This is a genomic window from Pandoraea sp. LA3 (assembly GCF_022696215.1).
Taxonomy (GTDB): domain Bacteria; phylum Pseudomonadota; class Gammaproteobacteria; order Burkholderiales; family Burkholderiaceae; genus Pandoraea; species Pandoraea capi.
In genome coordinates this window covers 51,019-63,123 of sequence record NZ_PTPY01000023.1, presented here as the reverse complement: position 1 = coordinate 63,123, position 12,105 = coordinate 51,019, and the positions used below count along the sequence as shown (strand labels likewise).

The following is a 12,105-nucleotide window of genomic DNA, read 5'->3' as shown; positions in this document are numbered from 1 at the left end:
GACCGCGAACACCCCGTGAAAGGGCTTTCCGCGTGATGAATACCGTCCGTCAGACGTAAGGGGAGCCTGCCAATGCCGTCACGATCGCCACTGCGCCTTGATCCACAAGGCTCAGGAAGCTTTTCTGGGCGACGGCGGTATCCTGCGTTTCCCGGAAAGTCCGGTGCGCGTGCAGGAAGGCGACCGTCCAGGCCGCGAGCAGCAGCGCGGCCGCCAGTTGGGCCTGCACGTCCGGCGATGCCCGTCCGGCGCGCTCGGCCAGAGCCTGCGCCACCACGTCGGCCAGTTCGTCCCGGATCGCCCGGGCACGCGCCTTGAGGGTTTCGCTGCCTTCGATCGTCTTTACGAACCCCTGGCTTTGCGCCGAGAAATCCACGAACGGGCTGCCTTGCGCGACCAGCCGGTGCGCCAGCAGACGCAGCGACTCGACCGGAGAGACGCCGTCAGCGCCCCCACGGATCGCCTCGCGCAGCGCTTCACGCCCCTCCTCGTCGCGGTCGAAGAACATGTCCTCCTTGCGCGGGAAGTGGTTGAAAACCGTCATGCGGCCTACGTCGGCGGCGGCGGCGATCTGGTCCACCGTCACGTGATCGAACCCATGCTCGTGGAAAAGCCGCGTCGCCGCGTTGGAAATGCCCTGTCGCGTGGCAAGGCGCTTGCGTGACCTCAGTGATTTCGAATCGGTTGGCGTTGACATGTCGTTTCCGATGACCTAGTTTACATGTACTCAGTACATTTATATACGAAGTATATGACGAAACACATCGATGTGGTAATTGCGGGTGCCGGGCCGGCCGGTCTGTTGAGCGCCATCGAACTGACGCTCGGCGGTGCAAAAGTGGTCGTGCTGGAGCGCCTGGCCTCACCGAGTCAGGCGATGAAGGCGCTCTCCTTCGGGCCACTGGCAGGCGAAGCGCTACTGCGGCGCGGCATGCGCGCTGCCGTGAACGAGGCACAGGCGCGCGGCGCTGACGCCATGCGCGCGTTCACCGAACAGACGGGGTCGGACCTGCGGGTACGCGCGTCAAAGTTTAATGGCCATTTCGCCGGGCTTTCCCTCATTCGGCGCGACGCTCAGGTCGATCCCGATCGCCGGCCTCGGCATGTCGATCAGCCAAGCCTCGAAGCGATGCTGGCCGAACGGGCGCGGGCGTTGGGTATCGACGTACGTCGCGAGCACGACATCACCGCCGTCGAGGCATCGGACGACAGCGTGCAAGTGCGCTGGACCTCACCGTCAGGCGACGGTCATCTTCGAGCCGATTACCTCATCGGCTGCGACGGCGGACGCAGTACCGTACGCAAGTTGAGCGGCTTTGCGTTCCCCGGCACCGAGCCGACGCTCACGTTCTACCAAGCCATCGCGGACGTCGATCATCCCGAGCTGCTGGTCCCCGTCGGCTGGAATCGCACGGCGCACGGCGTGTTCTGCTACGGCCCGGTGCCCGGACGCCTCTTCATGCTCGACTTTTCCGGCCCGCCGCGCGACCGTCAGGCGCCAGTGATACGAGAGGAGATCGAGGAAGTCCTGCGCCGCACCAGCGGGAAAGACGTCCGGGTGAACACGTTGCATAGTGCGAGCCGATGGGCGGACAACACGCGACTCGTCGACACCTACCGGCTGGGGCGCGTGTTTCTCGCCGGCGACGCCGCCCACGTGCACTCCCCCTTCGGTGGGCAGGGTCTGAGTCTGGGTTTGCTCGACGCCGCCAATCTCGGCTGGAAACTTGCCGCCGTCATCCGGGGCGACATGCCCGACAGCCTGCTCTGCACCTACACGGCCGAGCGCCGCCCCGTGGCCGAAGCCGTGCTGGCGAATACGCGTGCGCAGGTGGCGATCCTGCGGCCCGATCCGCAATCGGGTGCGATGCGCGATCTGATCGCCCGGTTGATGGACTTCGACGACGTCAATCGCTTCATCGGCGAGATGATGACCGGCGTGTCGACACGCTACGACCTTGGTGGCGCCGAAGCCCACCATCCCGACATCGGCCGACTCGCGGGTGACTGGCAGCTTGCCGATGGCGTCTATCTCTACGACGCCATGCAGGAAGGCAACGGCGTGTTGCTCGACGCGACGCCCTGGCAACGCGCATCGCAGATCGTCGCCGCTGCGGCACCGAGCGTTCGTTGCGTGACGGTGAGCGAAGGGCCGTCGATGCTGCTGCGCCCCGACGCCTGCATTGCATGGCGCAATGAGGACGATCGCACCGATGATGTCGACGGTCTCAGGGATGCCTTACGCCAGTGGTTTGCGGCCTGATGAATACCGCCGTGGCGTCGCCCGATGCCGCCACGGTGTCGCCACGTCATATTCAAACGCCGCAGATTGCGGCTATACTCCGCAGCGTGAAACTGCTCCGCCTCATCCTCGTCCTGTTGCTGTGCGCAACGCTTCCCCTCAGTGGGCTGGCGGCCAGCGGCCTGGCGGGCGATTGTCCGATGCAGATGTCGATGTCCGGCGAACCGGGCGACACGATGTCGATGACGGCCATGACAACCATGACGTCATCGATGGACATGAGCACGATGGCAGCATCGTCGGGCATGGATCATTGCGACGGCATGTCGATGCCGTCCGGCGGCAAGACCAAGGCCCCCTTGTGCAAGGTCGCCGCACAATGCAACCTCGGCAGCCTCTATCACCCGGCGATCACGCCTGAAGTCGCACGCGCGGCAAGCGTCGCACGCAAGAGCGGCTTCTTCTACACCGACGCCCTGCGCTCACGCGCCCCCGACGGCCTCTGGCGTCCACCCACCTCGCTGTAACCCCCTGCTCTGACCATTGGTTCGCCGTCTGAACGGCGAGATCGTCCTTTTCAGGACGCGAATGCCGCATGGCATTCGTACGCGTGGGGTTTCACATGCATCCGAATTTCAACGCGCCGGGCAACCGGCGTGTCAGCGCACGCGCGTGCGCCGTATTTCTTTTGCTATCCGCCGCCAGCGCCTCAGCGCTGGCGCAAGACGCAGGGCTGTCGTTAGCCGCCTCCCTGCAATCGGCCATGGATCGTTCCGCTTCACTGCAAGCGGCGCAGGCCTCCGTCAGGGCCAGCTCACAAGCGGCCGCCCGTGCCGGACAACTTCCCGATCCCGAACTCAAGGCTGGCATCGACAACCTGCCCGTGAACGGCGATCAGCGGTTCACCGTCGGGCAGGACTTCATGACGATGCGACGCATCGGCATCGAGCAGGAGTGGGTGTCGTCGGACAAGCGCCGGCTCCGCTCGGACTTCGGTGACCGTGTCGTCGACCGGCAACGCTCCGGGTATCTGGCGCAAGTCGCCAACGTCCGCCAGCAGACGGCCGCCGCGTGGCTGAACGCCGCTTACGCCAAGCAATCGGCAACGGTGGCGCAGGCACTCGTCTCGCACATGACCCACGAACTCGATGCGACCACCGCATCGTTTCGTGGCGCGAAGTCCACCGCGACCGACGTCGCACAGGCGAGACAAATGCTGGCCCTCGCACAGGATCAGGCCCTCAAGGCGCAGCAAGCCGAGCGCACGGCTCTCATTGCCTTGTCGCGCTGGACCGTCGCACCGGTCACCGACGTGTCGGGCGAGCCGCCGTCACTGGATTCGACCGTGCCGTCGCTGAGCCCGGAGCAACTGGCCCGCGTGCAGCCGATGCTGGCGGAAGGCGCCGACGACATCGCCGTCGCCGATGCGGACACCGCAGTCGCCACCAGCAATCGCACGCCGAACTGGAAATGGGAGGTGTCGTATCAACAGCGTGGCGCGCAGTACTCGAACATGGTCTCCATCGGGGTGAGCATTCCACTGCCGATCAACCGCGCACAGCGTCAGGACCGCGACGTGGCGGAGAAGGCCGAACTCGCCGACAAGGCCCGTCTGACCTATCAGGACACACGGCGTCAGGTCGAAGCGGACATTCGCACCCTCGCCACTTCGCTCTCGAACGGGCGCGAGCGCATCGCGAATCTGCAAAGCACCCTCCTGCCTGCCGCCGAACAACGCGTGGCGCTCGCAACGGCGGCCTATCGAGCCGGCACCGGCTCACTGGCCGACGTCTTCGCCTCACGCCGCAGCCTGCTCGATGCACAACTGCAAGTCATCGACCTCCAGCGTGAAGTCTCACTGGTCTGGGCTCAACTCGAGTACCAGGTGATTCCGCCGTCGATGGCCGCCTCCCGTTAAGAGACATCCTCATGAAAAAAAACACTGTGATTTACGCCTGCGCGGCACTCTTCTCGGCGAGCGCATTGCTAAGCGTTGGCTATGTCGGCTACCTCGGCGGACGACACTCTGCCTCGGCGAGTGCGCAGGCCTCTGCCTCCCCGAGCGACGCCGCCACCGCCGACGGCAAAGCGCGTCGCGTACTGTACTGGCACGATCCGATGATGCCGAGCCAGCACTTCGATAAGCCCGGCAAGTCGCCGTTCATGGACATGCAACTCATGCCTGTGTACGCCGACGAAGCCGATGCCGGGGACGGCGCGGGCAATGGTTCCGGCGGCGTCCGGATCGACGCCGGGTTGCAGCAGAACCTCGGCATTCGTTATGCCAGGGTCCGGCGTGCCGAGGTGGCCGCCGGTTTCGACGTCGTTGGCGCCACGCAATTCGACGAGTCGCAGGCGGACGTCGTGCAGTCGCGCGTGACCGGCTACATCGACCGTCTGTATACAAACGCCCCGATGCAGCACGTGGCACAGGGCACACCGGTGGCCTCGCTGTTCGTGCCGGACTGGCTTGCACCGCAGGAGGAGTTTCTCGCGCTGCTTCATAGCGGGATGAATGGCGGAATGAATGGCGCATTGCTCGATGCGTCCCGCGCCCGCATGCGCGCCCTGTCCATTCCGCAGACGTTGATCGCCAGCCTTGAGCGCACCGGCCAGCCGCAAACCCACGTGGTGCTGAGCGCGCCGCGCACGGGCGTGCTGACTGAATTGAACGTGCGCAACGGGGCAATGGTGTCACCGGGCCAGACACTCGCGAAGGTCGCAGGACTCTCGAAGCTCTGGCTGGTGGTGGAGATTCCGGAGGCGATGGCGCTGCGCGTGCGTCCCGGCATGAAAGTCGACGCCACGCTCGCTGCCGACGACGCGCAACACATCACCGGACGCGTTCGCGAAATCCTGCCCGGCATCAATCCTGGCAGTCGCACGCTGCAAGCGCGTCTCGAGCTGGACAACACCGGGGAGCGTCTCACGCCGGGCATGCTCGTGCGCGCGCATCTGAGCGATGCGAAACCGGTATCGCAACTGCTCGTGCCGGCCGAGGCCGTCATCACCACCGGCAAGCGCGCCATCGTGATCGTGCGCAATGCCGACGGACGTCTGCAACCCGTCACCGTCACCACAGGTAGCGATACCGGTGCAGACACGGCGATTCTCGCGGGACTGACGGAAGGTCAGGAAGTGGTGGCGTCCGGTCAGTTCCTGATCGACTCCGAAGCCAGCCTGAAGTCGGTGTTGCCGAAGATGAGCGATTCGGCTGCCATGCCGGCAACGTCGGCGTCGGCGTCGCGGGCAACGTCAACGTCAACGTCAACGTCAACTACGCGGACCATGCCGGAAATGTCGGGCATGGCGGGCATGGCGTCTTCAGCAGCCGAAGGAGACCGTCAATGATTGCGCGTCTCATTCGCTGGTCGATTCACAACCGGCTGCTGGTCTTGCTCGCGTCACTACTCATCGCTGCGTGGGGCGTCTACTCGCTCACGCAGACGCCGCTCGACGCCTTGCCCGATCTCTCCGATACCCAGGTCATCATCAAGGCGTCCTACCCCGGAAAGGCACCGCAGGTCATCGAAGATCAGGTGACGTACCCACTGACCACGACGCTGCTTGGCGTGCCCGGCGCGAAAACGATCCGCGCGTACTCGTCGTTCGGCGACGCGTTCGTCTACGTGCTGTTCGACGACAAGACGGATCAGTACTGGGCGCGTTCGCGCGTGCTGGAGTATCTGAATCAGGTGCAAAGCCGTCTGCCGCAGGGCGCGAAAGTGTCGCTCGGCCCGGATGCCACCGGTGTGGGCTGGGTCTACGAATACGCGCTCGTCGACCGTACCGGACGTCACGATCTGGGCCAACTGCGTGCGCTCAACGACTGGTTCCTGAAGTTCGAGCTCAAGGCCGTGCCCGACATCTCCGAAGTCGCCTCCATCGGCGGCATGGTGCGTCAGTATCAGGTCGTGCTCGATCCGGACAAGATGCGCGCGTTCGGCATCTCGCAGGCGACGGTCACCGAAGCGTTATCGAAGGCCAATCAGGCGTCCGGCGGGTCGGTCGTGGAGATGGCGGAGTCGGAGTACATGGTGCGCTCGACGGCGTATCTGCGCTCGCTCGACGACTTCCGCCATGTCGTGCTCCGCACGGACGCCGGCGGCACACCGGTCCTGCTCGGCGATGTCGCACGCATTCAGGTCGGACCAGAGATGCGACGCGGCGTCGCCGAACTCAACGGTCAGGGCGAAGTCGCTGGCGGAGTCGTCGTGATGCGCTCGGGCAAGAACGCACTCACGACCATCGAAGCCGTCAAGGCGAAGCTCTCCGATCTGAAGCGCTCGCTGCCGCCCGGCGTGGAACTGGTCACGACGTACGACCGCTCGCAACTGATCGAGCGCGCTGTCGACAACCTGAAAGACAAACTCATCGAAGAGTTCGTCATCGTCGGGATCGTATGCGCCGTCTTCCTGTTCCATCTGCGCAGCGCACTGGTCGCCATTCTGTCGTTGCCGCTGGGTGTGCTCACGGCGTTCATCGTCATGCGCTATCAGGGCGTGAATGCGAACCTGATGTCGCTCGGGGGCATTGCGATCGCCATCGGCGCCATGATCGACGCCGCGATCGTGATGATCGAGAACGCCCACAAGCATCTCGAAGCGTTCGAGCACGAACACCCCGGCGAACGACTGAGCGCATCGCGACGATGGACGCTCATCGCCGAGTCGGCCGCAGAAGTCGGCCCCGCGCTGTTCTTCTCGCTGCTGATCATCACGCTGTCGTTCATTCCGGTGTTTTCGCTCGAAGGGCAGGAAGGCAAGCTGTTCTCACCGCTCGCGTTCACGAAGACGTACACGATCGCCGCGGCGGCAGGGTTGTCGGTGACGCTCGTGCCCGTGCTGATGGGCTATCTCGTTCGCGGACGCATTCCACACGAAGCGTCGAACCCGATCAACCGCGTGCTGATGGCGATGTACCGGCCGTTGCTCGAAGCGACCCTGCGGCGTCCGTGGGTCGCCATCGGTACCGCGCTCGTGGCGCTGGCCCTCACCGCGATTCCGATCTCACGGCTCGGCGGCGAGTTCATGCCGCCGCTCGATGAGGGCGATCTGCTCTATATGCCGACCGCGTTGCCGGGCATTTCAGCAGCAAAGGCTTCGGAACTGTTGCAGCAGACCGACCGGCTCATCAAGACCGTGCCTGAAGTCGACACGGTATTCGGCAAGTCCGGACGTGCCGATTCGGCCACCGATCCCGCACCGCTGGAAATGTTCGAGACCACCATCCGCTTCAAACCGCGCGATCAATGGCGCCCGGGCATGACGCCGCAAAAGCTGATCGACGAACTCGACAACCGCGTGAAAGTGCCAGGCTTGTCGAACGTGTGGGTACCGCCGATTCGCAACCGTCTGGACATGCTCTCGACCGGCATCAAGACGCCCGTGGGCGTGAAGATATCCGGCCCCGATCTCGCACAGATCGACAAGATCGCGTCGCAGATCGAGGAGACCATCAGGCACGCACCGGGCGTCACTTCCGTGCTTGCCGAGCGCATCAACGGCGGGCGTTATGTCGACGTCGACATCGACAGGCTCGCGGCAGCGCGCTATGGCCTGGCGATTGCCGACATTCAGGCCGTGGTGGCTTCGGCCGTGGGCGGCGACAACGTGGGCGAAGTGATTGCGGGCCGTGAACGTTTTCCGATCAATCTGCGCTATCCGCGTGAATTTCGCGACTCGCTGCAGACGCTTCGCGATCTGCCGATCGTGACGGATCGCGGCGCGCAGATCCGTCTGGGCGACGTGGCCGCGATTCGCATCGAAGACGGGCCACCGATGATTCGCAGCGAAAACGCACGCCTGTCCGGGTACGTCTACGTCGACATCCGGAACACCGATCTGCAAACGGCGGTCGCCGGCATGCAGCGGCTTGTTGCCGAGAAAGTCGCGGTGCCCCCCGGCTATTCCATCGCATGGTCCGGACAGTTCGAGTATCTCGAACGCGCGGCGGCGAAGTTGCGCACCGTGATTCCCATCACGCTCGCCGTGATCTTCGTGCTGCTCTTCCTGACGTTCAACTCCGCGGTCGATGCGTTGATGCTGATGTCGACGATTCCGTTCGCGCTCGTGGGCGGGTTCTGGCTGATTTGGGGGTTGGGACACGCCGTGTCTGTCGCCACGTCAGTCGGCTTCATCGCACTGGCGGGCGTGGCTGCGGAGTTCGGCGTGGTCATGTTGCTGTACCTGCGTGGCGCATTGGCGCGGCATCTGGCAAACGGCGCCACGCTGAACGAAGCGTTGCTCATCGACGCCATTCGTGAGGGCGCGGTGTTGCGAGTACGCCCCAAGGCCATGACCGTCGCCGTCATTCTCGCGGGCCTCGTGCCGATCATGATCGGTCACGGTGCCGGCTCCGAAGTCATGCAGCGCATTGCCGCGCCGATGGTCGGCGGCATGATCACCGCCCCGCTGCTGTCCATGTTTGTCATTCCAGCCGCGTGGCTGCTGCTGCAACGTCGACGTCTGAAGTCTCTCGCGCCTCATGCAGGCACGTCTTCCGATGCGACGCATGTGGCCGTTTCCGACGCGGCGCCCGACGTAGTCGTAATTTCCCCTGTCGTTTCCCCTGTTGTATCCCCCGGCACAGATGTGCCGTCCACTCTCTCTGGAGAAAAGCAATGAAGCAAGTTCTTGTCGTCTCGGGTGTTCTGTTGGCCTCGCTCAGCGCATCGGCGTTTGCCGCCGGTGACATGGGCAATATGGCGATGCCCGCCAAACCGACCACCACACCGGCCTCCACACCGGCCTCCACGGCGGACGCCAACGCCGCGCTGACCGATGCAACCGTCAAGAGCGTCGATACGTCGACCGGCATGGTGATGCTCCAGCACGGCACGATGGCCAACATCGGCATGCCCGCCATGACCATGGCGTACAAGGCGAAAGACGCTGCAATGGCCAAGGGCGTCCATGCGGGTGAGAAGGTCCGTGTACGCGTGGAGAACGTAAGCGGCACGCTCACTATCGTCAGAATGGACAAGTAAGCCACCAAAGCGCCAGTGGCGGGCCTCCCAGGACGGGAAGCCCGTCGCATGGCCGTGCCGGGCCATCCGAACGCCCCCCACGCCGGGGCGTGTGGCAGGAACTTCATCCACTACATGAAGTTTTCCCTTGCGTTTTTGCAAACACTGTACAAAAATACAGCCACCTGTGCTTCCATACAGTGATGCCATGATCAAACTTACCGCCCGTCAACAGCAGGTCTACGAACTGGTTCAGCAAGCGATCGAACGCACCGGCTTTCCGCCGACGCGCGCGGAGATTGCCGCCGAGCTGGGCTTTTCTTCCGCCAACGCTGCGGAGGAGCACCTGCGGGCGCTGGCGCGCAAAGGGGTGATCGAGCTTGCGGCCGGTCAGTCGCGCGGCATTCGCCTCAAGCGTCTTGACGACGCCGGTGGCGCCCACCAGTTCACGTTGCCGCATATGGGCCTGATGCAACTGTCGCTGCCGCTGGTCGGGCGCGTTGCCGCGGGTAGCCCGATTCTGGCGCAGGAACATATCGAACGTAACTTCCAGTGCGACCCGAACATGTTCGCGCGCCAGCCTGACTACCTGTTGAAGGTGCGCGGGATGTCGATGCGCGATGCCGGCATTCTCGACGGCGATCTGCTCGCGGTTCAGAAAGCCGCAGACGCACGTGAAGGCCAGATCGTCGTGGCCCGTATCGGCGACGACGTGACCGTCAAACGTTTTCACCGCGTCAAGGGCGGCGTCGAATTGATTGCCGAAAACCCCGACTTCGAAAACATCAATGTCGACGAAGGCAGTGGTGATTTTGCGTTGGAAGGGATTGCGGTCGGCTTGATCCGCAATAACGATCTCTGACGGTCGTTCAGCGCGAATACCGGGGCGGCCTGACGTAGCAACATAGCGCGTCGCCCCACTCCCTGAAGTTTTGCATTTCCGACTGCGCCGGGCTGGGTCCGGCGCCCGTGCCCTGCTGCGCCCGTGATTTGTGATGACGCATTGCGAAGCCTTCTTGCACCGGATTTCGCCGTGCCATCGAAGATTCACCAGACAGCAGAACACGTCCCTCTGACCCGCATTGGAAGAAGGATCGCATCATGGCTCGACTCTTAGGTTTGCTGCGTACGTCGCTTGGTCAACCGCGCGTGCGCGTGTCATCACAGACGCGACTCTCGGCGGTGTACGGACTGTCGGCGTTGTCCGGCCCGTTCGCATCAGCCCCCGCCATCGCCCGCTCCTACACGGTGCCCGCGCGCACTCGCACCACAACGTTGCCACGCACGATTGCGGCGGCCATGGCGACGGCCACGCGTCGCGCCTGCCCTGCCGGAAAAGCCGTCAAGGCATCGCGTGATGTGCGCGAACCGCAAGCGCGGCGTGACAGCCAGGCGGTAGAGAAAAGTCATGACGTGCGCGTCTATCGCGATATGTCGCACATCGTGATGGTCGGCACGTTCGCAGACATTTGCCGCAAGCTCGATCAGGCCGTCGGCGAACAGTTCTGTCAGGCGGCGGTGTAACCTCAGTCGTGCCACCGACGACCCACGCATCGCCCCTGGTCGCAGAGGTAGCACGCGCGTGTCGGACTTGTTGACGGTATCGCTGATGGAATCGTCGGCTTGCGCTCAAGACCTCGAAACTACCGGCGATGCCGGTTCGCAGATCCGATACATCGATCGAGGGCGAGCGCGGGCTTATTCGGGCGACTTGCCGAGGTCGCGTAGCGGATTGTCTGCGCCGCACCGCTCGCCGTCGAAGAATCGCCGGACGTCTTCCGGCTTGACCGCTTCGATGCTCGGGTGTTGCCAGCGTGGCTTGTGGTCCTTGTCGACCACCATCGCGCGAATGCCCTCTACGCCTTCGGCGCCCGTGCGACCGTCGAGGTTGAAGACACTGCGCATCATCAACCACTCTTCGCGCAGTTCGTCCGCCAGCGACAGTTTGCGTGCGCGACGTACCTGTTCCAGCGCCACACACACCATGAGCGGCGAGCGCTTGGTACGCAGCAGGTCTTCCGTCTCCTCCGCCCAACCTGAATACTCGCAACGCGCTTCGAGTTTGAGCGCCTTCAGGATCGCCGGCATGTCGGCCAGCGCGAAGTGCTCGTCGATGACGTCGCGCAACGGCGCCAGCTTGCCTGGTGCGAGCCCTGCCGGGGGAAGACTTTCGCGACAGAAACGCCGCGCGGCGTCGAGCACGGCGTCGCTGTCAGGCCAATCGCCACGGGCGAGATGCTCGCACAGCGCCGGCAACGAGGCGCGCGGCAGTACGACATCGGCCAGACCGATTTCGCATGCGTCGACAGCGCCAAACACGACACCCGTTGTCCCAAGGTACTCACCGAGATGACCCGCCAGGTTCGCGAGAAAGAAGCCGCCGCCGACGTCGGGGAACAGGCCGATAGCCGTCTCCGGCATCGCCATGCGCGTGGCTTCCGTCACGATACGCAGCGCAGCCCCTTGTGAAATTCCCATACCACCGCCCATCACGACACCGTCCATCAACGCGATGTAAGGCTTCGGATACGAAGCAATGGTGTAGTTCAGCACGTACTCGTCGGTGAAGAAATCCATGATATCCGTGCGCCCGGCACCGATCGCCTCATGGAAATAGCGAATGTCGCCACCAGCGCACAGCCCCTTCTCTCCCTCTCCCTGCAACACCACACCCAGCACCGCCGGATCGTCGCGCCATTCGGCAAGCGCCGACGCCATCGCACGAATCATGTCGTGCGAGAGCGCGTTGAGCGCCTTCGGACGTGCCAGCGTGATAAAGCCGATGCGGCCGCGGATTTCGGTTCGAACAAATTCGGTCATGTCTGGTGAACGATTCACAAGCGTCAACGAAATGGATCTGGCATGGCCCCGCCGACCATCCGGCAAAGGCACGTCA

The 12,105-nt window shown here is 64.0% G+C and carries 10 protein-coding genes; 8 read left to right on the top strand and 2 right to left on the bottom strand.

The features are described from left to right. Positions 1-49 precede the first annotated feature (49 nt). Positions 50-697, bottom strand: a complete 648-nt coding sequence (locus C5N93_RS05395) for a TetR/AcrR family transcriptional regulator (protein WP_242558548.1) — start codon at positions 695-697, stop codon at positions 50-52. 54 nt (positions 698-751) lie between these two features. Here C5N93_RS05395 and C5N93_RS05390 point away from each other — a divergent pair, with 54 nt between their 5' ends. The 8 genes from C5N93_RS05390 (at position 752) to C5N93_RS05355 (ending at position 10,733) form a co-directional block, all read left to right on the top strand. Next, positions 752-2,263 (top strand): FAD-dependent monooxygenase, encoded by a 1,512-nt coding sequence (locus C5N93_RS05390; RefSeq protein ID WP_242558547.1) that lies wholly within the window; start codon positions 752-754, stop codon positions 2,261-2,263. Positions 2,264-2,349: 86 nt separating this feature from the next. Beyond that, positions 2,350-2,769 carry a hypothetical protein gene (locus C5N93_RS05385; RefSeq protein WP_242558546.1) on the top strand — a complete coding sequence of 140 codons (420 nt, stop codon included), beginning with the start codon at positions 2,350-2,352 and terminating at the stop codon, positions 2,767-2,769. Positions 2,770-2,864: 95 nt separating this feature from the next. Continuing rightward, positions 2,865-4,160 carry a TolC family protein gene (locus C5N93_RS05380; RefSeq protein WP_242558555.1) on the top strand — a complete coding sequence of 432 codons (1,296 nt, stop codon included), beginning with the start codon at positions 2,865-2,867 and terminating at the stop codon, positions 4,158-4,160. A gap of 11 nt (positions 4,161-4,171) precedes the next feature. Then, positions 4,172-5,593, top strand: a complete 1,422-nt coding sequence (locus tag C5N93_RS05375; protein ID WP_242558545.1) for an efflux RND transporter periplasmic adaptor subunit — start codon at positions 4,172-4,174, stop codon at positions 5,591-5,593. Further along, positions 5,590-8,868 (top strand): efflux RND transporter permease subunit, encoded by a 3,279-nt coding sequence (locus tag C5N93_RS05370; protein ID WP_242558544.1) that lies wholly within the window; start codon positions 5,590-5,592, stop codon positions 8,866-8,868. Before C5N93_RS05375 ends, C5N93_RS05370 begins: the two co-directional genes overlap by 4 nt. Then, complete coding sequence (locus tag C5N93_RS05365; RefSeq protein ID WP_242558543.1) at positions 8,865-9,230, top strand: copper-binding protein; 366 nt, start codon at positions 8,865-8,867, stop codon at positions 9,228-9,230. Before C5N93_RS05370 ends, C5N93_RS05365 begins: the two co-directional genes overlap by 4 nt. Positions 9,231-9,417: 187 nt before the next feature. Further along, positions 9,418-10,071: a transcriptional repressor LexA gene (gene lexA, locus C5N93_RS05360; protein WP_150723043.1), complete on the top strand. Its 654-nt coding sequence runs from the start codon at positions 9,418-9,420 to the stop codon at positions 10,069-10,071. A 239-nt stretch (positions 10,072-10,310) separates the two neighbouring features. Further along, positions 10,311-10,733, top strand: coding sequence for a hypothetical protein (locus C5N93_RS05355; protein WP_242558542.1), 423 nt, complete (start codon positions 10,311-10,313; stop codon positions 10,731-10,733). Positions 10,734-10,907: 174 nt separating this feature from the next. On the opposite strand, the gene C5N93_RS05350 is transcribed toward C5N93_RS05355, so the two are convergent. After that, on the bottom strand, positions 10,908-12,029 hold the full coding sequence (locus C5N93_RS05350; RefSeq protein WP_242558541.1) for an enoyl-CoA hydratase/isomerase family protein: 1,122 nt from the start codon (positions 12,027-12,029) through the stop codon (positions 10,908-10,910). Positions 12,030-12,105: the final 76 nt, after the last annotated feature.